Source organism: Sinomonas albida (assembly GCF_004919045.1).
In the GTDB taxonomy this organism is placed as follows: domain Bacteria; phylum Actinomycetota; class Actinomycetes; order Actinomycetales; family Micrococcaceae; genus Sinomonas; species Sinomonas albida.
In genome coordinates this window covers 128963-150364 of record NZ_SWDW01000007.1, presented here as the reverse complement: position 1 = coordinate 150364, position 21402 = coordinate 128963, and the positions used below count along the sequence as shown (strand labels likewise).

Below are 21402 nucleotides of genomic sequence, written 5' to 3'. Positions count from 1 at the left end.
GGCGAAGAAATGTGTCCCCCGGTGACATCGCATTGCACCACTCTGGGGACACGCCGGGAGCGGTCCGTACCCTCGAATGCATGAATGACACCGCTCTTGCCGCGCGCACTGAACGGCCAGCACGGCCTCGGTCCTCCAAGCCCAACGGGCAGTGGAAGATCGACGGCACCGAGCCGCTCAACGGCAATGAGGCGTGGAAGCAGGAGGACGGGGGCCTCAGCGTCCGCGAGCGGATCGAGACGATCTATGCCGACGGCGGATTCGACTCGATCGATCCGACGGACCTGCACGGCCGCTTCCGCTGGTGGGGCCTGTACACCCAGCGCAAGCCCGGGATCGACGGCGGCAAGACCGCGACGCTCGAGCCCGAGGAGCTTGAGGACCGTTACTTCATGATGCGCGTCCGGATCGACGGCGGCGCGCTCACCACCGAGCAGCTCCGCGTGATCGGCGGCATCTCCCGTGACTTCGCCCGGGGCTCGGCGGACATCACTGACCGCCAGAACATCCAGCTGCACTGGGTCGAGATCGAGAACGTCCCCGAGATCTGGCGCCGCCTCGAGGCGGTGGGCCTGCACACCACCGAGGCCTGCGGCGACGTCCCGCGCGTCATCCTCGGCTCGCCGGTCGCGGGCATCTCCGCGGACGAGATCCTCGACCCCACCCCGCAGATCCGGGAGATCGCGGACCGCTACATCGGCGACGAGAGCTTCGCGAACCTCCCGCGCAAGTACAAGACCGCGATCACTGGCCACCCGAGCCAGGACGTGGTCCACGAGATCAACGACTTCGCGCTTGTGGGCGTGGTCCACCCTGAGCTGGGCCCGGGCTACGACCTGTGGGTCGGCGGCGGACTGTCGACGTCGGCGCACCTCGCCGTGCGCCTCGGCACGTTCGTCGAGCCGGCGCGCGCCGCCGAGGTGTGGGCGGGCGTCACGAGCATCTTCCGCGACTACGGCTACCGCCGGCTCCGGAACCGCGCGCGCCTCAAGTACCTCGTGGCGGACTGGGGCGTCGCGAAGTTCCGGCAGGTCCTCGAGAGCGAGTACCTCTCCGAGCCCCTTCCGGACGGGCCTGCTCCCGAGGCACCGACGACGCCGGGCGACCACGTGGGTGTCCATGCGCAGAAGGACGGCCGCTTCTACGTCGGCGCGACGCCGACGGTGGGCCGCGTGTCCGGCGACGTGCTGCTCCAGCTCGCCGACCTCATCGAGGCGCACGGCTCGGAGCGACTCCGCACCACGCCCCACCAGAAGATTGTGGTGCTCGACGTCGAGCAGGAGCGCGTCGACTCGCTGGTCGCCGGACTGGCGGAACTCGGCCTGTACTCCAACCCGAGCCCGTGGCGGCGTTCGACCATCGCGTGCACCGGCATCGAGTACTGCAAGCTCGCCATCGTGGACACGAAGGACACCGCGACGGAGACCGTGGCGGAGCTCGAGAGGCGGTTCACGGCGGACACCGGCGCGAACGAGCTGCTCAAGCCGCTGACGCTCCACATCAACGGCTGCCCGAACTCGTGCGCGCGCATCCAGACGGCGGATATCGGCCTCAAGGGCCAGCTCCTCCCGGACGGAAACGGCAGCCAGACGCCGGGCTTCCAGGTGCACCTGGGTGGCGGTCTCGCATCGGAGACCCGCGACGAGGCCGGCACCGGCCGCACTGTCCGAGGCCTCAAGGTGACCGCCGAGGACCTGCCCGACTATGTCGAGCGCGTGACGCGGCGGTTCATCGCCGACCGCGCCGACGAGAACCAGAGCTTTGCCGAATGGGCCCTCGCGGCCGAGGAGGAGGCACTCCAGTGACCACGACTCAGCAGGACGTCCAGATCAAGCCCGCCAAGCGTCCGGCCGCGGAGCTGCGCGCCCTCGCCGAGTCCGGGGCCGCCGAGCTCGGCTGGGATGCGTCGGCGGACGAGGTGATCGCCTGGGTGGCGAAGAATTTTGCCACGGGGGCTGCCGCCGTCGCCTGTTCCATGGCCGACGCGGTGCTGCCCGCCGTCGTTGCCGAGCAACTGCCCGGCGTCGACGTGCTGTTTCTCGACACGGGGTACCACTTCCCGGAGACCTACCAGACTCGCAACGAGGTCGCCGAGAACCTGCGCGTCAACATCGTCGACGTGCTCCCGCACCAGACGGTCGCCGAGCAGGACGCATCCGAGGGCAAGGACCTCTTTGCCCGTGATCCCGGCCGATGCTGTGCGCTGCGGAAGGTCGAGCCGCTGCATCGCTCGCTCGCGGGCTACGAGCTGTGGTTCACGGGCGTGCGCCGCGACGAGGCGCCCACCCGCACCAACACCCCGCTCGTGACGTTCGACGAGAAGAACGGCCTCGTCAAGGTCAACCCCCTCGCGGCGTGGACCTTCGACCAGCTCGTCCAGTACTCCGAGGACAACCTGCTGCCCGTCAATCCCCTCCTTGCCCAGGGGTTCCTCTCGATCGGCTGCGCGCCGTGTACCCGCGCCGTAGCCCCCGGAGAGGACCCCCGAGCCGGCCGCTGGTCCGGCACCGACAAGACAGAATGCGGACTCCACGTATGAGCACTCGAGTAGAAGAGACCCAGAGCGTGCACACCGAGGCTGGAGCGGGCAATGCCGCCCCGGGAGTGGCATCGGGCCTGCCTGAGCGGGACGGATTGCCGCTTGCGGCAACGCCGTCCCGCGAAGGGGCGGGGACGGCATCGTCCGGTCAAGCCGAAGCCGAGCACCTAGGCCTCCTCGACGCGCTCGAGGCCGAGTCGATCCACATCATCCGCGAGGTCGTCGCCGAGTTCGAGCGTCCGGCCATGCTGTTCTCGGGCGGCAAGGACTCCGTGGTCATGCTGCACCTCGCGGCCAAGGCCTTCTGGCCGGGGAAGATCCCGTTCCCCGTGCTGCACGTCGACACGGGTCACAACTTCCCGGAGGTCCTCGATTTCCGCGACCGCACGGTCGCGCGCCTGGGGCTGCGCCTCGTGGTGGGGTCCGTCCAGGAGTACATCGACCGCGGCGAGCTTCAGGAGCGCGCCGACGGCACGCGGAACCCGCTCCAGACCGTGCCACTTCTCGACACCATTGCGGCCAACAAGTTCGACGCCGTCTTCGGCGGCGGCCGCCGCGACGAGGACAAGGCCCGCGCGAAGGAGCGCATCCTCTCGCTCCGCGACGAGTTCGGCCAGTGGGACCCGCGCAACCAGCGCCCAGAGCTCTGGAACCTCTACAACGGGCGGCACACCGTGGGCCAGCACGTCCGCGCGTTCCCGATCAGCAACTGGACCGAGCTCGACATCTGGCGCTACATCGAGCGCGAGGGCATCGAGCTGCCGAGCATCTACTACGCCCACGAGCGGGACGTGTTCCAGCGCGACGGCATGTGGCGCGCCGTCGGCGAGGTGAGCTTGCCGCGTGAGGAGGAGGACGTCGTCGTCCGCACCGTGCGCTACCGCACGGTCGGTGACATGTCCTGCACGGGCGCCGTGCTCTCGGACGCCTTCACGGTGGGCGACGTGGTGCGCGAGGTCGCCGCGTCGACCCTCACCGAGCGCGGGGCGACCCGCGCCGACGACAGGATTTCCGAGGCGGCGATGGAAGACCGCAAGAAGGACGGGTACTTCTGATGACTGCTGAAGCAACACTCGAGCAGCCAACCCTCGAGCAGGGCACGCTCTTCCGATTCGCGACCGCCGGCTCCGTCGACGACGGCAAGTCGACCCTCGTGGGCCGCCTCCTGCACGACTCCAAAGCGATCCTCGCCGACCAGCTCGACGCCGTGGCCCGGACGTCCGAGGCGCGCGGCTTCGGCGGGGAAAAAGGCGGGCTCGACCTCGCGCTGCTCACCGACGGCCTGCGCGCCGAGCGCGAGCAGGGCATCACGATCGACGTCGCCTACCGGTACTTCGCGACCGACCGCCGCACGTTCATCCTCGCGGACTGCCCGGGCCACGTGCAGTACACGAAGAACACGGTCACCGGCGCGTCCACGGCCGATGCCGTGGTGCTGCTCATCGACGCGCGCAAGGGCGTGCTCGAGCAGACCCGCCGACACCTCTCCGTCGCGGCGCTCCTGCGCGCGCCGCACGTCGTGGTCGCGGTCAACAAGATCGACCTCGTGGACTTCTCCGAGTCGGTCTTCTCCACCATCTCGGCGGATGTCGCGCGGGTGGCGCACGAGCTGGGCCTGAGAGAGGCGGTCGCCATCCCGGTATCGGCGCTCGACGGCGACAACGTGGTAGACCGCTCGGACCGCACCCCGTGGTACACCGGCCCCACTCTCATCGAGCTGCTCGAAACGCTGCCGGGCACGGACGAGCTTGACGATGCCCAAGAGGCGTTCCGCTTCCCCGTCCAGACGGTCATCCGGCCGCAGGGCGCGCTCGCGCCCGGTCTCGCCGAGGGCGAGTTCCGCGACTACCGTGCGTACGCGGGCCAGGTGACGGAAGGCATTGTGCGCGTCGGGGACCGCGTCTCCGTGGTGACCCCGGGCCAAGCTCCGCGCGATACGACAGTGGTGGGCATCGACGTCGCCGGTCGCTCGCTCGAGGAGGCCGCCGCGCCGCTGTCCGTCGCGCTGCGCCTCGCGGACGAGTTCGACGTGGCGCGCGGCGACACGATCGCGGCCGCCGGGACGCTCCCCGAGAGCACGGCCGATCTCTACGGCTCGCTCTGCTGGCTCTCGACGAAGCCGCTCCGCGAGGGCGCGAAGGTGATCGTCAAGCACGGGACGTCCACGGTGCGGGCTTTGGTGCGTTCGGTGTCGGGCAAGCTGGACCTCGACACGTTCCAGGTCACGCCGGCGTCGGGCCTCGAGCTCAACGACATCGGCCAGGCCCAGCTCCGGCTCGCCGCGCCCCTCCCGCTCGAACCCTACGCGACGCACCGGCGCACGGGCGCGTTCCTCGTCATCGACGCGCAGGACGGCGCGACGCTCGCGGCCGGCATGGTCCGCGAGCACCCCGGCGACTCCGAGGCCGAGCGGTACTGGATCTAGCCCCACCTTCCGCGGGCCCCGCCTGCCAAGCGAACGACGACGGCGCCCGTCACCTCCCGAGGTGGCGGGCGCCGTCCCTGAACTCCTCGCGGAGCGTTGCCGAGAAGAGCGGAAGTCCGAGTTTCTCTAGGTGTCGAATGATTTCATCAACGGTGACGTCGGGATTCTCGTAGTCGGCCGACTGCTGGCGAATGCAGCCCAGAGTGGACTCCGGGAAGAGATCGAGTTGGTCCAGGAGGAAATCGTCAGGCGAGATCGCTTCAAGGTCGTAGTCCCGCAGCGCGGGGATGGGGAAGTCTCTCAAGTTGAATGTCACGATGAGTTCGGCGTTCGAACGGACTGCTGCGGCCATGACGTGGCGGTCTTTGGGATCGCAGTCCATGGCCGCGACGAGGTCCTCATAGTTTTCAACTAGCGCGTCTGGGAAGGCCTGTCGCATCGCAGATACCCGTCGACGCGCGGCAACGGGAGTCGCCTTTCCTTTTTCAACCAGATTCCGTTCGAGTTCCCAAAGGATCTCTGAGGACCAGAGGGGACGGAACGTGCGGGCTTCCGCGAGCCTCAGGAGCAGATCGGCCAGTGCGATGGGAAAGAGTGTGCAGGTGTCGAGCACGACAGGGAAAGCCACGCTATCTCATCTCGTGGTCCGCATCGAGAGTGCTCTCGAGTAGACCGTCCGCCATGGCCTCCCGCGAAAGGTTGGCAAGCGTGTCCCGCCTTTCTCGGCGGGATCGCTCATCGTATGCCGCCACGTCGGCGAGGAGGACGCGCCGATGCCTCCCGACCTTGGTGAAGGGGATCTGGCCGTCTTCGAGCAGTTTGACGAACGTTGGGCGTGAGATCCCCAGGAAGTCCGCAGCCTGTTGCGTAGTGAGCTGGCTGTCGGTTGGCGCGACGGTTACGCCCTTGCCGGCCGAGAGGGCTTGGGCAACGAAGACGAGGGCCTCGAAAATGTCGTGCGGAATCGATGTCTCGGTGCCGTCGGGACCCACGAGCTTCGGCCCATCCGTCGGCGGCCCCTGCAGTCCGGCGATGATGCGCGCGAATGCCTCGACCTCCGCTGAGTTTTCAAGGGTTGGGACGTAAGTGTGCTTGGACGAAAAGTCGGTGCTTGTCATGGTCGGTTCCTCCAGAGACCACGCTAGACGAAATATTCGAAAGCGTCCATCTCAAGCCGCATGATCACGCGGCGCGGCGTCGGGTGCGCGACCTCGGTGAAGCCGGCGTCGTCGAACACCTGCCGGCTGCCCACGTGCAGCTCGCCCCACGTGATCTCGACCCCCGGATGCGTGATCATGGGGTACGCCTCGAGCGCTCGGGCGCCGCGCTCGCGGGCAAACGGTACGCTCGCCGCCGCGAGGGCGTACGTGATCCCGCGCCGGCGGTAGCCCTTGCGGGTGACGAAGCACGTCACGGCCCACACGCCGTCGTCGTTCGCGTCCTCGCCGCGGGCCGCGAGCTGCAGGCGGCCCCTCGGCATCATCGGGTACGCCGGGCGGGGCTCGACGGCGCACCAGCCCACCGGCTCGCCGTCGAGGTATGCGACGAGCCCGCTCGTGCGGGGCGCCGAAGGCTGTCCGCACGCCGTCTGTTCTCGGAGCGCCTCGACGCGGGCCTCGAGGGGGAGCGGGTTCCAGTCGGGGCCGCCAGTCTTGAAACGTTGGCACTGGCACTTGAACGGGTAGTCGGCCACGCCGAAGACGGCCCCAAGATCCTCGGCCGTCGCCTCGTTGGCCGGGAGGATCGTCAGCCGGTCCGCGGTGATCGGTTCCACGGCTCCAGTGTGGCTCCCGTCCCTGTGTGACGCCGCGTGACGCACCGTGAACGACCGTGACCGGAGCCTTGGGGCGCCGAAACCCCCTCCCTACGCTGGAAGACATGTTCCGCAGAGGCATCACCCGAGCCGAGGGGCGAATGCCCCGATGTCGGGCCCGTCGCTAGGCCCCACCCGACCTTCCGACCCTTCTCCAGCGAGAACCGCACCCCCAGGACTCCCCATGACCAAGAGCCCCACCCCGGACACGCAGGCCGATACCGGGCAGAAGAGCGTCCGCATCACCGCTGAAACGGACGCCGCCAGCGCCAAGCGTGGCCGCGGCCTCAAGATCGGCCTCGGTGCCGCCGTCGTCGTCCTCCTCGCCGCAGGCGCCGCGCTGGCGACGGCGAACGCGAACCAGACCGCAAGCCAGCCCAGCCAGTCCGCCGTCGCACAGACCGGAACCCCTGCGGCCCAGCTCAAGCTCGGCTACTTCGGCAACGTGACCCACGCCCCCGCGCTGATCGGAGTGGGGCAGGGCCTCATCGCCGATTCGCTCAAGGCGGCGGGCACGAACAGCCTCACGACGCAGATTTTCAACGCAGGGCTGGCCGCCATCGAGGCCCTCAACGCGGGCGCGATCGATGCCGCGTACCTTGGCCCCAACCCGGCCATCAACTCCTTCGTGCAGAGCCACGGCGAGTCGATCTCGGTGATCGCCGGGGCGGCGGCGGGCGGCGCGCAGCTCGTGGTGAAGCCCGAGATCACTTCCGCCGACCAGCTCAAGGGCAAGACCCTCGCAAGCCCGCAGCTCGGAGGCACCCAAGATGTCGCGCTCCGCGCCTGGCTCGCCAAGCAGGGCTTCAAGACCACGCCGAACGGCGCGGGCGACGTCACGATCAACCCCACGGACAACGCGCAGACACTCAAGCTCTTCCAAAGCGGCAAGCTCGACGGCGCGTGGCTGCCCGAGCCGTGGGCCTCCCGGCTCGTGCTCCAGGCCGGGGCCCACGTGCTGGTGGACGAGAAGTCCCTGTGGGACGGCTCGCAGACGGGCAAGCCCGGGCTCTTCCCGACGACGATCCTCATCGTGAACAAGAAGTTCGCCGCCGAGCACCCGCAGACAGTTGAGGCGCTCGTGAAGGGCGACGTCGCGGCCGTGAACTGGCTCAACAAGGCCACCCAAGCGGAGAAGGAAAAGGCAGTCAACGACGGGCTCAAGGCGGCCGCGGGGCAGGAACTCCCCAACGACGTCATCGACCGCGCCCTCGCCAACATCACGTTCTCCACGGACCCGCTCGCCGGGGCCTACCCGAAGCTGCTGCAGGACGGGGTTGACGTGGGCGTCACGAAGACGGCGGACCTCCACGGCCTCTTCGACCTGACTACCCTCAACCGAGTCTCGGGCCAGCCCAAGGTCAGCGCCGCGGGACTGGGCCAGGACTAGGAGCGACCATGACCGTTCTGCTCGAGAACCTCGGCAAGCGCTTCGGCGACGGTGCCCCCGTCCTCGACGGCGTCAACGCGACCATCCGTTCGGGCGAGTTCGTGGCCCTGCTGGGCGCCTCGGGCTGCGGCAAGTCGACCCTCCTGAACATCATCGCGGGCCTTGAGCGACCCACTGCCGGGGCGCTCGAGGTCCCCGCCGACGGCGCGGCGTTCATGTTCCAGGACGCGGCGCTGTACCCGTGGCTCACGGCCCGTGGCAACATCGAGCTCGCGCTCAAGCTGCGCGGGCTCGCCAAGACCGAGCGGCGGGTCCGTGCGTCCGAGCTGCTCGACCTCGTCCACCTCGGCGAAGCCGCGGACAAGCGCCCGCACGAGCTCTCGGGCGGCATGCGCCAGCGCGTCGCTCTCGCCCGCGCGCTGAGCCAGGACCGGGAGGTCCTCCTCATGGACGAGCCGTTCGCGGCCCTCGACGCCATCACGCGCGACCTCCTCCACGAAGAGCTCACGCGGATCTGGCGCGAGACCGGCCGCACCATCATCTTCGTCACGCACAACGTGCGCGAGGCAGTGCGCCTCGGCCAGCGCGTCCTCCTGCTCTCCTCCCGCCCGGGCCGCGTGGTGAGCGAGTGGGAGGTGCCGGGCGCCGTAAAGGACGACGCCGCTGCTGCCGCCACCTTGACGGCCGACATCACCGCCCGCCTGCGCGAGGAGATCCGACGCCATGGCAAGTAACGTCACCGAACTCGATCCCGTACGGGGGGTTTCCGTGGAACGGACGGAGGCGGACAACGAGGAACTCCGCGCGCTCGAGGCGGGGCTTGACGAGCTTCAGTCCGACGTCACTCACCGCCGGCGCGACTGGAGCCGCGTGCTCCTGCCTGTGGGCGCCGTCGTCGTCCTTTTGCTCGTATGGCAGATCGTCGCGTCGCTGGGGCTCAAGCGGCAGGACCTCGTACCCGGCCCCCTCGACGTCGCGGCAGCCCTCGGCCAGCTGTGGCGGGAGGGTCAGGTCCAGCAGGCAATCCTGACGTCACTGGGCCGTGGCGTTCTCGGCTTCGCTGTGTCGGTGGTCGTCGGGACGCCGGTCGGGCTCCTGCTCGCGCAGGTCCGGCCGCTGCGCCGCGCGTTCGGCCCGCTCGTGTCGGGGCTTCAAGTGCTGCCGTCTGTGGCCTGGGTGCCCGCCGCGATCATCTGGTTCGGCCTCACGGACGCGACCGTGTACTTCGTGGTGCTCATGGGTGCCATCCCATCGATCGTCAACGGCCTCATCGCCGGCGTCGACCAGATCCCGCCGCACTACCGCTCGGTCGCGAAGGTGCTCGGGGCCTCGCGCTTTGAGCTCGCGCTCCAGGTGATCCTGCCCGCGGCCCTCCCCGGCTATGTGGCCGGCCTCAAGCAGGGCTGGGCGTTCTCGTGGCGCTCGCTCATGGCGGCGGAGATCATCGCGGTGGGCGGCAGCCTCGGCTTCGGGCTTGGCTCGCTCCTCGACCAGGGACGTACCCTGAGCGACATGGGCGTGGTCATGGGCGCGATCCTCGCGATCCTCGCCGTCGGCATCCTGATCGAGCTCCTGGTCTTCGGGCCGGTCGAGCGCAGGCTTCTGATACGGCGGGGCCTCCTGGCGGGAGGCTCGCGATGAGCGGACGCGACCTGTTCCCCACCTCGCTCCGACTGCTCGGCAAGCCCGTCCTCGTGGTCGGCGCGGGCCGCGTCGCAGCCCGCCGCGCGCAGGCGCTCCTCGATGCGGGAGCGGTCGTGACGGTCGTCGCCCCGGCCGCGGGCGACGGCGTCGCCCGCCTCGCGGACGCAGGCCTCCTCACGTGGGTGCGCCGCGAGTACGCGACCGAGGATCTTGAGGGCGTGTGGTTCGCGCAGACCGCGACGGGCGTCCCCACGGTCGACGCGCGGGTCGCGGCCGACGCCGAGGAGCGCCGCGTCTGGTGCGTGAATGCGAGCGATCACGAGGCCTCGGCGGCATGGACGCCAGCCTCGGCGCGCGTGGACGACGTGACGATCGCCGTCAACGCCGGGGGAGACCCCCGCCGCGCGAAGGCGCTCAAGGACGCGATCGTGCTGGCGCTCAAGACCGGGCGGCTGCCGCTGCGCCGCCACCGGCGCGGCGCGGGCCTTCCCGCCGGACAGGCCGCCGGTCGGGTGGCCCTCGTGGGCGGCGGTCCCGGCGACGTGGGGCTCATCACCGTGCGGGGGCGGCAGCTCCTCGCGGAGGCCGACGTCGTCGTCGCGGACCGCCTCGGGCCCCGCGGGCTGCTCGAGGAGCTCCCTGATTCTGCCGCGGGCGGCCCCCGCGTCGTCGAGGTCGGCAAGGCCCCCGGCGCGCATCAGGCCACGCAGGACGAGATCAACCGCATCCTTGTGGACGAGGCGCAGGCTGGCAACGTCGTGGTGCGGCTCAAGGGCGGCGACCCGTACGTCCTCGGCCGAGGCGGCGAGGAGGCCGAGTTCTGCCGCGAGCACGGGGTGGACGTCGAGGTCGTGCCGGGCGTGACGAGCGCCATCTCGGTTCCGGCCGCCGCGGGCATCCCCGTGACGCACCGCGGCCTAGCGACCGGCTTCAGCGTCGTGACGGGCCATGACGAGCTCGCCGAACTCCCGGCGCGGCCGGACCACACGATCGTGCTGCTCATGGGGGTGCGGCGGCTGTGGCACTCGGTCAAGCACCTTCGCCAGAACGGCCTGGCCCCCGAGACCCCGGTCGCGATCGTCGAGAACGGCTGGACGCCGGATCAGCGCGTCACGATCGGCACGCTCGGGACCATCGCCGAACAGGCGGCCGCTGTCGGCGTCGCGAACCCCGCGGTCATCGTCGTCGGCGACGTCGTGCGCGTGAGCCCCTACGCCCCGGCCAACTTCCGGGAGCACCTGTTCAGCAAGACCTCTGGCCCCGGCCATGACCAGCCCAACTGACGGGCCCACCATCCCACCCTGCCACCCATCCAGAAGGAACACCGCAGTGTCGAACTCCACCCCAGCCCCAGCCCGAGGCACCCAGCGCGGTTCTTTGCAGCGTCCGCTGCGAGTCGCCGTCGTCGGCTCCGGCCCGGCCGGCGTCTACGCCGCGGACCTGCTGACCAAGAGCGCGCCCGTCGCGTCGGGCGAGCTGACGCTCAGCATTGACCTCTTCGACCGCTACCCCGCGCCGTACGGGCTCATCCGGTACGGCGTCGCGCCGGACCACCCGCGCATCAAGGGCATTGTGAACGCGCTGCACAAGGTGCTGGACCGCGGGGACATCCGCTTCTTCGGGAACGTCGACTACGGCACCGACATCTCTCTCGAGGACCTGCGCTGTCACTACGACGCCGTGATCTTCGCGACGGGCGCCATCAAGGACGCCGACCTCAACATCCCGGGCATCGAGCTCGAGGGCTCGTTCGGCGCCGCAGACTTCGTCTCGTGGTACGACGGCCACCCCGACGTCCCGCGCGAGTGGCCGCTCGACGCGAAGGAGGTCGCGGTGATCGGCAACGGCAACGTGGCGCTCGACGTCGCGCGGGTGCTCTCGAAGCACGCCGACGAGCTCCTCGTGACCGAGATCCCGGACAATGTGTACCGCATCCTCAAGGAGTCCCCGGTCACGGACGTGCACGTCTTTGGCCGCCGCGGCCCCGCCCAGGTCAAGTTCACGCCGCTCGAGCTCCGCGAGCTCTCGCACTCCCACGACGTCGACATCGTGCTCTACCCCGAGGACTTCGAGTTCGACGAGGCCTCGGACCGCGAGATCCAGACCAACAACCAGGTCAAGACGATGGTAGGCACGCTGACCAACTGGATCGCGGAGCAGCCGGAGGACCCCTCCGAGCTGACGGCCTCCCGCCGCCTGCACCTGCACTTCCTGCACAGCCCGGTCGAGATCGTGGACTCCGCCGAGACGCCCGGCCGCGTGGCCGGCATCCGCTTCGAGCGCACCGAGCTCGACGGCACGGGCCGCGCGCGCGGCACCGGCGAGATCCTCGAGTACCCGATCCAGGCGGTCTACCGCGCGATCGGCTACTTCGGCTCGTCCCTGCCGGACGTCGAGTTCGACCATCTCCGCGGGGTCGTCCCGAACGACGGCGGGCGCGTCCTCGATGCCGACGGCGCCTTCGTTCCCGGCGTCTACACGACCGGCTGGATCAAGCGCGGCCCCGTGGGCCTCATCGGCCACACGAAGGGCGACGCGCTCGAGACCATCGGCCACCTGCTCGACGCGCGCGAGGAGCTTCCGGCCGCAGAGGAGCCCGCCGCCGAGTCCGTCGTCGCGCTGCTCGAGGGCCGCGGCGTCGCGTACACGACGTGGGAGGGCTGGCTCGCGCTCGACGCGCACGAGAAGTCCCTCGGTGCGGCGGCCGAGCCCGCGCCGACGCACAAGGGGCCCGTCGCGCGCGAACGCGTGAAGGTCGTCTCGCGCGACGAGATGGTCGCGATCTCGGCCGACGGCGCGGGGGTCTCGGCCGGCTGAGGATCGGTCAGGCGCGCGCGACCCGACGCACGGCAAGGGCCAGGAACAGCTGGACCCTGTCCGCGGTGACGGAGGGGTCGTAGCCCGTGAGCTCGGCGATCTGGGCCAGCCTGTACCGGACGGTGTTCCGGTGCAGGCTGAGCTCGTCCGCGACCGCCGCAACCGAGCCGTTGAGGCTGAGGTAGGTCTCGAGCGTGTGCACGAGCTCGGAGCCGTGCTGCTTGTCGAAGCGCACGAGAGGGCCGATCGCCTCGCCGGCCATGGCCGCGAGCGGCACGTCTTCGCTCGAGAGCAGGAGCGAGGTGAGGCTCAGCCGCTCGGGCTCGTTGACCTCGAGCCCGCGGGCCGCGGCCTCCTTGGCCTCGAAGTAGCTCCAGCGCAGGCCATTGGGCTTCGTGTAGCTCCCGCCGATGCCGATCGTCGCGTGGATGCCCGCCTCGACGAGGTGATCCGCAAGGTTACGCGCGAGCTTGGGTGCGCGGCCGCCGTCGTCCTCCGCGATGACCACCAGGTCGTGGTCGACCATCGCGCTCACGGCGCCCTCGAGCGTCGCGGGCAGCGTCGTGCCGCGGAGGTTCTTGTGGTGCGCTGCCGACTCGGCGAGCAGCACGACATTGCGCCTCGTGGAATTGACGCCCACTCCGGCGAGGCGCCGCGAGGCCTCGTCCGTTTCGAGGGAGCCGCGGACGACGTCGGCCACCACCTGCCCGGCGAGCGCCCGCTGGGCTTGGCGCTGCTTCGTGAGGTTGTTCAGTTCGATGCTGATGAGGTTCTGGGCGTAGCTCACGATCCCGGAATCGTCGAACGGCTTCCTGGCCCACAGCGTGCACGCGTCGCGGCGGCCGGTCGGCACGGGGAACGGGACCCAGCGGTCCATCGTCGGGGCGCCCGCGTCCTTGCTGCTCGAGTACAGCTCGGCCGTGAACTGCGTGAGCACGAGCTCCGTGCCGAGCATCTCGCCGAGGTGCTTGAGCAGCTCGGACAGCCCGCCGCCCGTGAGCAGGGAGCGGGCCAGGATCTGGTGGTCCGCGATGAGGCGCTCGAGCTTCTCGAGGTGGTCCGCCGAGTGGGAGTCCGCGACGAGCTTCCCGAGCGCGATGAACGGCGTCCGGTAGGGAACCTCGATGACGGGCAGGCCCCAACGGTTCGCCTCTGCGACGAGGGCGGGCGGGACCACGTCGTGCCCGAGTCCCACGCCGAAGCCGATGCCCACGGCACCCGCGCGCCGGAGCACGCGGGCGAAGCGGCGCTGCTGCTCCGCCGTCCTCAGTCGCACGCCCGTGGTGAGCACGAGCTCGCCGCCGCTCAGGAACGTCGAGGGGTTCTCCTGCTCGGTGACTGCGACCCAGGCGATCTCGCGGGAGAGGGTCGACGTCGAGGAGCCGGCGAGGGCGAGCCCAAGTCCAGGCGCATCGAGCAGTGCGGTGAGGGTCAGGGCCATGCCCTAACTATAGATTTCACCGCTGGTCGATCGCACCATGAGTCGCAGATGACCCAGTGCATTCGGCCATACTGCATTCGGCTCCGGTTCGCCTAGTCTCGGACAAGGCCGCACCCGAGACGGCCAGACTCTTGCCAGACCAGCGAACGAGGAACGACACCGTGGTCCAGACCTTGCAGAACTTCATCGGCGGCGAGTTCGTCACGCCGTCCGGCGCCGAGCTCCTCGAGATCGTCAACCCCACGAACGGCGAGGTGGTCGCCAAGGCTCCGATTTCCGTTCGCGAGGACGTCGACGCCGCAATGGACGCGGCGGAGGCGGCGTTCGCGACCTGGAAGCATACGACTCCGGGCGAGCGCCAGCGGCTTCTGCTCAAGCTCGCCGACGCCGTCGAGGCCGCGAGCAGCGAGCTCGTCGAGGCGCAGCACCGCAACACCGGTCAGGTTCGTTCGCTCATCGCTTCAGAGGAGGTCGCGGCCGGGGCGGACCAGCTCCGGTTCTTCGCGGGTGCGGCCCGTCTCCTCGAGGGCAAGTCGGCCGGCGAATACTTCGAGGGCCACACGTCCTTCGTGCGGCGCGAGCCGATCGGCGTCGTCGCTCAGGTCGCGCCGTGGAACTATCCGTTCCTCATGGCGATCTGGAAGATCGGCCCTGCGCTCGCCGCCGGCAACACCGTGGTCCTCAAGCCGTCCGACACGACGCCGGAGTCCACGCTCGTGCTCGCGCGGCTCATCCAGGGGATCTTCCCTGCCGGCGTGGTCAACGTCGTCCTCGGCAACGCCGCGACGGGCTCGCTCATGGTCGAGCACCCGGTGCCGGGGCTCGTCTCGATCACCGGCTCGGTCCGGGCCGGGATCGCCGTCGCCACGGGTGCAGCGAAGGGCCTCAAGCGCTCGCACCTCGAGCTCGGCGGCAAGGCACCCGCGGTCGTCTTCGCCGACGCAGACCTCAAGAAGTCCGCCGCGGCGATCGCGGAGTTCGCGTTCTTCAACGCGGGCCAGGACTGCACGGCGATCACGCGGGTGCTCGTCGAGGAGGCCGCGCATGACGAGTTCGTGCGGCTCATGGTCGAGCACACCCGAACCCTCGAGACCGGGCACGAGAACGACGAAGAGAACTACTTCGGGCCGCTCAACAACGTGAACCACTTCAACGCCGTCACGCGCGTGGTGGAGGCCCTGCCGCAGCATGCCCGCATCGCGACCGGCGGGCACCGGGCGGGGGAGAAGGGCTTCTTCTTCGAGCCCACCATCATCACCGACGTCCGCCAGGACGACGACGTGGTCCAGAAGGAGACGTTCGGCCCCGTGGCCACGGTGCAGAAGTTCACCACGGAGGCCGAGGCCGTCCAGCTCGCGAACGACGTCGAATACGCGCTCGCCTCAAGCGTCTGGACCTCGAACCACGGCCGCGCGATGCGCCTGGCACGCGACCTCGACTTCGGGGCCGTGTGGATCAACACCCACATCCTGCTCACCGCGGAGATGCCGCACGGAGGCTTCAAGCAGTCCGGCTACGGCAAGGACCTCTCGATGTACTCGGTCGAGGACTACACGCGCATCAAGCACGTGATGAGCAACCTCGACGCATAGGGCCGCGCCTCAACGGTCCGGACGCATCAGACTTCAGAAAGGAACCAATCAATGGACATCACGTACCGCCTCGAGCAGAAGCGCAAGGTCCTCAAGGACTTCCCCGGGCCCAAGTCCCTCGAACTCGCGGCCCGCCGCTCGGCCGCCGTTGCCAAGGGCGTCGCGTCGACCGTCCCCGTCTACGTGGCCGACGCCGACGGCGGCGTGATCCATGACGTGGACGGCAACTCGTTCATCGACTTCGGCTCGGGCATCGCGGTGACCACCGTTGGCGCCTCCGACCCCGGCGTGGTCGGCGCCGTCAAGGAGCAGGCGGAGCACTTCACGCACACGTGCTTCATGGTCTCCCCTTACGAGGGCTACGTGGCCGTCGCGGAGAAGCTCAACCAGCTCACGCCGGGCGACTACGAGAAGCGCACCGTGCTGTTCAACTCGGGCGCCGAGGCCGTCGAGAACGCCGTCAAGATCGCCCGCGTCGCGACGGGCCGCAACGCGGTCGTGGCGTTCGACCACGCCTATCACGGCCGCACGAACCTCACCATGGGGCTCACGGCGAAGGCCATGCCCTACAAGTACGGCTTCGGGCCGTTCGCTGGGGAGATCTACCGCGTCCCCATGAGCTACCCGTTCCGCGAGGAGAACCCGCAGATCACGGGCAAGGAAGCCGCCGAGCGCGCGATCCTCACGATCCAGAAGCAGATCGGCGCCGACCAGGTCGCCGCGATCATCATCGAGCCCATCCAGGGCGAGGGCGGCTTCATCGTCCCGGCCGACGGCTTCCTGCCGCGGATCGCCGAGTTCGCGAAGGAGAACGGGATCGTCTTCATCGCAGACGAGGTCCAGTCCGGCTTCTGCCGCACGGGTGAGTGGTTCGCGGTGCAGCACGAGGGCGTCGTTCCGGACCTCGTGACGACGGCCAAAGGCATCGCGGGTGGCATGCCCCTCTCGGCAGTGACGGGTCGCGCCGAGCTGCTCGACGCCGTCCACGGCGGCGGCCTCGGCGGCACGTACGGCGGAAACCCGGTGGCCTGCGCGGCCGCGCTCGCCGCGATCGAGACCATGGAATCGCAGGACCTCCGGGGCCGCGCCCGCGAGATCGAGGCGACGGTCAAGCGGCGGCTCGGCGCGCTCCGCGACGAGCTCGGCGACGGGATCATCGGGGAAATCCGGGGCCGCGGCGGCATGCTCGCGATCGAGTTCGTCAAGGCAGGAAGTGCCACGAGCACGAAGCAGCCGGATGCCGAGGTCACGAAGAAGATCGCCGACCACTGCCTCAAGCAGGGCGTCATCATCCTCACGTGCGGCACGTACGGCAACGTGATCCGCCTGCTCCCGCCGCTCGTGATCGGCGACGAGCTCCTGGCCGACGGGCTCGACGTTCTCGAGACGGCGATCCGCGCGAACGCGTGACCCTTGGGACGTGACCCCAGGGAAATGCGTCGCCGGCGCGCCCTCACGCAGGGCGCGCCGGTGTCGTAGAGTCTGCTCTGTCTTCTAGCAGGGGAGGTTCACATGCGGTATGTGGTCGGCTATCAGCCGGACGATCGCGGCGCGGACGCCGTAGCCCTCGGCGTCGCGATCGCGAGGGCGCAGGGCGCCAAGCTCGATCTCATGCTCGTGCTCGGCGAGAACGCGCCGTACGTCGCCGCGAATCCCGAGGGGCGCCGCGTCAACGCCGAGGAGCAGCAGGTCATCATGGCCCAGCGCGCTGCGCTCGGCATGATCCCGCCGGGCGTCGAGGCCGAGTTCCACGTCCGCCAGGGCCATTCGTTCGCCGGCGTCCTGATCGAGGCCGCGGTGGAGTTCGAGGCGGCCCTCATCGTGGTCGGCGCCGCGAGCAACGGGCTGTTCAAGCGCTACACCGTGGGCAGCGTCGCGAACTCGCTCCTCCACGCCTCGCCCATTCCGGTAGCGCTCGCGCCGCACGGGTACCACCGCATGGAGCCCATCGAGCGGCTCACCGCGTTCATCGGTCGACGGCGGGGCGCGGACGCCGCCGTCGACGTCGCCTTGGTCGCCGCCGGGCGGCGCGACGTGCCGCTCCGCTTCGTCTCCCTCGTGGAGCTCGACGAGCGCGGAGAGCACGGGGAGAACATCAACGCGGCGCATCGCCACGCCAACACGGTCCTGGAACAGGCCGCGCACCGCCTCCCGGCGGGCCACGAGGCGACCGTCGAGGTCGCGCACGGGCGCTCGCTCGAGGAGGCCGTGGACAGCATCGACTGGGTCGACGGCGAGCTCGTGATCATCGGCTCGAGCCGCCTTGCACAGAAGCGCAGGCTCTTCATCGGTTCGACCGCGAACCGGATCCTCCACGCGCTTCCCGTTCCCCTCGTCGTGGTGCCGCTCGAGTACGAGGAGGCGGAGTCGCGCCCGCTAGGCTAGCCGGCCGAGCCGACCTGTGGCCCCCGAGCCCGGGCCGCGCGAACCCGCGCCGCCCGCAGGGCCCGACGCCTGCGCTGCGAAGCCAGCAGCATGTCTGCCGTGAGCACCGCGAGCGCGAGCCACACGATGCCGAATCCAGCCCAGCGCTCCGGCCCCATGTGCTCGCCGAGCACGGTCGTCGCGATGATGAACTGCAGGAGCGGGGCCACGTACTGGAGGAGACCGATCGTGGTCATGGGCAGTCGCCGGGCCGAGGCGCCGAAGAAGAGGAGCGGCGTGGCGGTGACGATGCCGCTCGCCGCGAGCAGCCAGAAGTGTCCTGCGCCGTTCCCCGTGAGCGTGAGTGAGCCAGCCACACCGAGCCAGATCATCGCGGCGACGGCGAGCGGCGAGAGCACCACCGTCTCCATCGTGAGGCTCGTGACGGCGTCCACCGTGGCGCCGACGCGGTTCTTCACGAGCCCGTAGAACCCGAAGCTGAACGCAAGGATGAGGGCAATCCACGGCATGCGTCCGTACGCGACCGCGAGTACGAGGACCGCGACGAAGCCGATTCCCACGGCGGCCCACTGGAGCGGGCGGAGCCGCTCCTTGAGCAGGAGGACGCCGAGCAGAACGCTCACCAGCGGATTGATGAAGTAGCCGAGGGCGGCCTCGATCGCCTGGCCGCTCAGCACCCCGTACGTGTACGTGAGCCAGTTTGCCGCGATGAGCACCGCGGCGAGGGTGAGGATGCCGAGGGAGCGGCGGGAACGGAAGACGGCGGCGAGGGAGCCCCACGAGCGGGTCACCGCGATGAGCACGAGGCAGACCACGAGGGAGAACACGACGCGGTCGGACACGATCTCCACCGGCCCGGCGGGCGTGAGCGTCACGAAGTAGAGCGGGAGAAGGCCCCAGAGCCCGTAGGCGGCGAGCCCGAAGAAGAGACCGGCGGTGGTGCGCGTCGCCGCGGGCGCGCTGTCAGGCACGTGAACCGCGTCCTTCGCCTGAGGATCCTGTGGCTGGGCGGGCTGGGCATCTGGCGTCACGGTCACGACCGTACAACGGTGTTGGTCCTGTCAGGTATTCCTCCACAGGCCCTTTGCGCAGAGCTCGAGTGCGACTGCGGCCGCGATGGCGCCGACGGCCACGAGGGAGACGAGCACCACGAGCTGCACGATCGCTGCGTCGACCGGGCTCGCACCCCCGAGGACCATGCCCACGAACGCGCCGGGCAGGACTACCGTCCCGACGGTCCTGGCCTGATCCAGCGCAGGGATCAGGGCCTCGCGCGCGGTGTGGCGGGCCACGAGCAGGCGCGCGGCCCGCCATTCGAAGCCAAGGGCCACGGCGGCCTCGACTTCGCCGCGCCGCACCGACAGCTCGGCGAGGACGCGGCGCCCGGCGAGGCTCGTCGTCGTCATCGCGCCGCCCACCTGCTGGCCGATGAGGGCGATGAGGGCGAGGCCGTCGAACGGCAGGACCCCCGTGGCGAGGAGGATGACCACGGCCGGAAGCACCGCCGCGCCGATCGGCACGGCGGCCCACCACCAGCGGCGGGGATCGACGCGCCGCCCCGAGGTCAGGACGGCGACCGCGTACATCACGAGCGCGAACAGGAGGGCGAGCCACGGATCCTGCCCGAGCTGGGAGACGAGGAGGGCGACGACGGCGAGCTGGACGACGGCGCGGACGCTCGCCGTGATCGGGGCGAGCCCCCCGCCGTCGAGCGCCCAATGGTGCACCGCGGCGGAGAGGACGGTGAAAATGACCACCGCGACGACGACGCCGGGGCCCAGTCCGAGAAGCGTCGTACTCTGCACCCGAACTACAATAGGAGGCTGCGCGCCCTACCACGCGCGCCCGCCGCCGGAAGGACTCCTCGTGACCAACCCCTCTGCCGCACGACCGCTGCGCGTCGCCATCATCGGCGCCGGGCCCGCTGGGGTGTACGCGGCAGACATCCTGACCAAGTCGAACGAGGTCAAGGACGCCCGGCTCGAGGTAAGCATCGACCTCTTCGACCAGTACCCGGCTCCGTACGGGCTCATCCGCTACGGCGTGGCCCCGGACCACCCGCGCATCAAGGGCATCGTCAATGCGCTGCACAAGGTCCTGGACCGCGGCGACATCAGATTCATCGGCAACGTGACGTACGGGCGCGACGTGACGCTGAGCGACTTCCGTCATTTCTACGATGCCGTGATCTTCGCCACGGGCGCGATCAAGGACGCCCAGCTCGACATCCCCGGGGCCGATCTCGAAGGGTCGTTCGGCGGCGCCGACTTCGTCTCCTGGTACGACGGCCACCCGGACGTTCCCCGCGACTGGCCGCTCGACGCGCGGGAGGTCGCGGTGATCGGCAACGGCAACGTGGCCCTCGACGTGGCGCGCATGCTCTCGAAGCACGCCGACGAGCTGCTCGTCACCGAGATCCCGGACAACGTGTACCAGGTGCTCAAGCAGAGCCCCGTGACGGACGTGCACGTGTTCGGCCGCCGCGGCCCCGCCCAGGTCAAGTTCACTCCGCTCGAGCTCCGCGAGCTCTCCCACTCGCGGGACGTCGACATCGTGCTGTACCCGGAGGACTTCGAGTTCGACGACGCCTCCGACGAGGCGATCCGCACGAACAACCAGGTCAAGACGATGGTCAACACCCTCGCCAACTGGATCGCGGAGGATCAGGACACGGGAGCGTCCCGCCGCCTCCACCTGCACTTCCTGCACAGCCCGGTCGAGATCTATGACTCGCCCGAGACCCCGGGCAAGGTCGCGGGCATCCGCTTCGAGCGCATGGAGCTCGACGGCACCGGGAACGTGCGGGGCACGGGCGAGTTCGAGGACTACCCCGTCCAGGCCGTCTACCGGGCGATCGGCTACCACGGCTCCGAGCTCGCCGAGCTCGAATATGACGCGCGCCGAGGCGTCATCCCGAACGACGGCGGGCGGGTCCTGGACGAGGACGGCAACCCGGTGCCGGGCGTCTACACGACCGGCTGGATCAAGCGCGGCCCCGTGGGCCTCATCGGTCACACGAAGGGCGACGCGCTCGAGACCATCGGCTGCCTGCTCGAGGACCGCGACTCCCTCCCGGTCGCCGAGAACCCGGACGAGCACGCCATCATCGCCCTCCTTCAGGAGCGCGGCATCGAGTTCACCACGTGGGCCGGCTGGAACGAGCTCGACGCGCACGAGAAGGCGCTCGGGGAGAAGTTCACGGCAGAGTCCGCCGAGAAGGGCACCACGGTGCAGCGTGAGCGCGTCAAGGTGGTTCCGCGCGAGGACATGGTGCGCATCTCGCGCAAGCACCAGTGCTGAGGGCCGACGCCGAAGGTAGTACCGACTAGTCAGCGGCGCAGGCTGTCGAGCGGCTG

19 protein-coding genes are annotated in these 21402 nt (G+C 69.8%); 13 read left to right on the top strand and 6 right to left on the bottom strand.

The window, feature by feature from the left end:
• Positions 1-80 precede the first annotated feature (80 nt).
• From E6A26_RS09005 to E6A26_RS08990, 4 genes are read left to right on the top strand one after another with little or no spacing between them, the layout of a single operon-like run.
• Positions 81-1805, top strand: coding sequence for a nitrite/sulfite reductase (locus E6A26_RS09005; RefSeq protein WP_136610858.1), 1725 nt, complete (start codon positions 81-83; stop codon positions 1803-1805).
• A complete protein-coding gene (locus tag E6A26_RS09000; protein WP_136610857.1) occupies positions 1769-2539 on the top strand; it encodes a phosphoadenylyl-sulfate reductase in 771 nt (256 codons plus the stop codon). Before E6A26_RS09005 ends, E6A26_RS09000 begins: the two co-directional genes overlap by 37 nt.
• A complete protein-coding gene (cysD, locus tag E6A26_RS08995) occupies positions 2536-3594 on the top strand; it encodes a sulfate adenylyltransferase subunit CysD (protein ID WP_234865252.1) in 1059 nt (352 codons plus the stop codon). Before E6A26_RS09000 ends, cysD begins: the two co-directional genes overlap by 4 nt.
• Positions 3594-4964, top strand: a complete 1371-nt coding sequence (locus E6A26_RS08990; RefSeq protein WP_136610856.1) for a sulfate adenylyltransferase subunit 1 — start codon at positions 3594-3596, stop codon at positions 4962-4964. The genes cysD and E6A26_RS08990 overlap by 1 nt, the downstream gene beginning before the upstream one ends.
• A gap of 49 nt (positions 4965-5013) precedes the next feature.
• Here the strand turns inward: E6A26_RS08990 and E6A26_RS08985 are convergent, their stop codons facing one another.
• Genes E6A26_RS08985 through E6A26_RS08975 form a run of 3 tightly spaced genes read right to left on the bottom strand, consistent with a single transcriptional unit; the run spans position 5014 to position 6738 of the window.
• Positions 5014-5592 (bottom strand): PIN domain-containing protein, encoded by a 579-nt coding sequence (locus E6A26_RS08985; protein WP_136610855.1) that lies wholly within the window; start codon positions 5590-5592, stop codon positions 5014-5016.
• A 1-nt stretch (position 5593) separates the two neighbouring features.
• The gene (locus E6A26_RS08980; RefSeq protein WP_136610854.1) at positions 5594-6082 is read right to left on the bottom strand and encodes a helix-turn-helix domain-containing protein; all 489 of its coding nucleotides are present in this window, start codon (positions 6080-6082) and stop codon (positions 5594-5596) included.
• A 23-nt stretch (positions 6083-6105) separates the two neighbouring features.
• Positions 6106-6738 carry a GNAT family N-acetyltransferase gene (locus tag E6A26_RS08975; protein ID WP_234865250.1) on the bottom strand — a complete coding sequence of 211 codons (633 nt, stop codon included), beginning with the start codon at positions 6736-6738 and terminating at the stop codon, positions 6106-6108.
• A 223-nt stretch (positions 6739-6961) separates the two neighbouring features.
• Here E6A26_RS08975 and E6A26_RS08970 point away from each other — a divergent pair, with 223 nt between their 5' ends.
• From E6A26_RS08970 to E6A26_RS08950, 5 genes are read left to right on the top strand one after another with little or no spacing between them, the layout of a single operon-like run.
• Positions 6962-8167: an ABC transporter substrate-binding protein gene (locus E6A26_RS08970; protein WP_136610853.1), complete on the top strand. Its 1206-nt coding sequence runs from the start codon at positions 6962-6964 to the stop codon at positions 8165-8167.
• Positions 8168-8175: 8 nt separating this feature from the next.
• Positions 8176-8901, top strand: a complete 726-nt coding sequence (locus tag E6A26_RS08965) for an ABC transporter ATP-binding protein (protein ID WP_136610852.1) — start codon at positions 8176-8178, stop codon at positions 8899-8901.
• Positions 8891-9808, top strand: coding sequence for an ABC transporter permease (locus tag E6A26_RS08960; protein ID WP_136610851.1), 918 nt, complete (start codon positions 8891-8893; stop codon positions 9806-9808). The genes E6A26_RS08965 and E6A26_RS08960 overlap by 11 nt, the downstream gene beginning before the upstream one ends.
• A complete protein-coding gene (gene cobA, locus E6A26_RS08955; RefSeq protein ID WP_136610850.1) occupies positions 9805-11094 on the top strand; it encodes a uroporphyrinogen-III C-methyltransferase in 1290 nt (429 codons plus the stop codon). The genes E6A26_RS08960 and cobA overlap by 4 nt, the downstream gene beginning before the upstream one ends.
• Before the next feature lie 46 nt (positions 11095-11140).
• Complete coding sequence (locus tag E6A26_RS08950; RefSeq protein WP_234865248.1) at positions 11141-12628, top strand: FAD-dependent oxidoreductase; 1488 nt, start codon at positions 11141-11143, stop codon at positions 12626-12628.
• Positions 12629-12635: 7 nt separating this feature from the next.
• Here E6A26_RS08950 and E6A26_RS08945 read toward each other — a convergent pair whose 3' ends face one another.
• Positions 12636-14069 carry a PucR family transcriptional regulator gene (locus E6A26_RS08945; RefSeq protein WP_136610848.1) on the bottom strand — a complete coding sequence of 478 codons (1434 nt, stop codon included), beginning with the start codon at positions 14067-14069 and terminating at the stop codon, positions 12636-12638.
• A 161-nt stretch (positions 14070-14230) separates the two neighbouring features.
• Between E6A26_RS08945 and E6A26_RS08940 the strand changes: the two genes are divergently transcribed.
• The 3 genes from E6A26_RS08940 (at position 14231) to E6A26_RS08930 (ending at position 18046) form a co-directional block, all read left to right on the top strand.
• A complete protein-coding gene (locus tag E6A26_RS08940; protein WP_136610847.1) occupies positions 14231-15661 on the top strand; it encodes an aminobutyraldehyde dehydrogenase in 1431 nt (476 codons plus the stop codon).
• A gap of 51 nt (positions 15662-15712) precedes the next feature.
• Complete coding sequence (gabT, locus tag E6A26_RS08935; protein ID WP_136610846.1) at positions 15713-17071, top strand: 4-aminobutyrate--2-oxoglutarate transaminase; 1359 nt, start codon at positions 15713-15715, stop codon at positions 17069-17071.
• A gap of 102 nt (positions 17072-17173) precedes the next feature.
• On the top strand, positions 17174-18046 hold the full coding sequence (locus E6A26_RS08930; RefSeq protein ID WP_136610845.1) for a universal stress protein: 873 nt from the start codon (positions 17174-17176) through the stop codon (positions 18044-18046).
• Here the strand turns inward: E6A26_RS08930 and rarD are convergent.
• Complete coding sequence (rarD, locus tag E6A26_RS08925; RefSeq protein ID WP_234865273.1) at positions 18043-19017, bottom strand: EamA family transporter RarD; 975 nt, start codon at positions 19015-19017, stop codon at positions 18043-18045. The genes E6A26_RS08930 and rarD overlap by 4 nt on opposite strands.
• 90 nt (positions 19018-19107) lie before the next feature.
• Positions 19108-19851, bottom strand: coding sequence for an ABC transporter permease (locus tag E6A26_RS08920; protein WP_136610843.1), 744 nt, complete (start codon positions 19849-19851; stop codon positions 19108-19110).
• A 61-nt stretch (positions 19852-19912) separates the two neighbouring features.
• Here E6A26_RS08920 and E6A26_RS08915 point away from each other — a divergent pair, with 61 nt between their 5' ends.
• A complete protein-coding gene (locus tag E6A26_RS08915) occupies positions 19913-21346 on the top strand; it encodes an FAD-dependent oxidoreductase (protein WP_136610842.1) in 1434 nt (477 codons plus the stop codon).
• The last annotated feature ends 56 nt before the right edge of the window (positions 21347-21402 follow it).

Excerpts from the sequence above, each read along its gene's own strand:
- cysD (WP_234865252.1), top strand. The coding sequence starts at position 2,536 with ATGAGCACTCGAGTAGAAGAGACCCAGAGCGTGCACACCGAGGCTGGA.
- E6A26_RS08945 (WP_136610848.1), bottom strand. The coding sequence starts at position 14,069 with ATGGCCCTGACCCTCACCGCACTGCTCGATGCGCCTGGACTTGGGCTC.
- E6A26_RS08965 (WP_136610852.1), top strand. The coding sequence starts at position 8,176 with ATGACCGTTCTGCTCGAGAACCTCGGCAAGCGCTTCGGCGACGGTGCC.
- E6A26_RS08990 (WP_136610856.1), top strand. The coding sequence starts at position 3,594 with ATGACTGCTGAAGCAACACTCGAGCAGCCAACCCTCGAGCAGGGCACG.
- E6A26_RS08930 (WP_136610845.1), top strand. The coding sequence starts at position 17,174 with ATGCGGTATGTGGTCGGCTATCAGCCGGACGATCGCGGCGCGGACGCC.
- E6A26_RS08970 (WP_136610853.1), top strand. The coding sequence starts at position 6,962 with ATGACCAAGAGCCCCACCCCGGACACGCAGGCCGATACCGGGCAGAAG.
- cobA (WP_136610850.1), top strand. The coding sequence starts at position 9,805 with ATGAGCGGACGCGACCTGTTCCCCACCTCGCTCCGACTGCTCGGCAAG.
- E6A26_RS09005 (WP_136610858.1), top strand. The coding sequence starts at position 81 with ATGAATGACACCGCTCTTGCCGCGCGCACTGAACGGCCAGCACGGCCT.
- E6A26_RS08980 (WP_136610854.1), bottom strand. The coding sequence starts at position 6,082 with ATGACAAGCACCGACTTTTCGTCCAAGCACACTTACGTCCCAACCCTT.
- gabT (WP_136610846.1), top strand. The coding sequence starts at position 15,713 with ATGGACATCACGTACCGCCTCGAGCAGAAGCGCAAGGTCCTCAAGGAC.
- E6A26_RS08960 (WP_136610851.1), top strand. The coding sequence starts at position 8,891 with ATGGCAAGTAACGTCACCGAACTCGATCCCGTACGGGGGGTTTCCGTG.
- E6A26_RS09000 (WP_136610857.1), top strand. The coding sequence starts at position 1,769 with ATGGGCCCTCGCGGCCGAGGAGGAGGCACTCCAGTGACCACGACTCAG.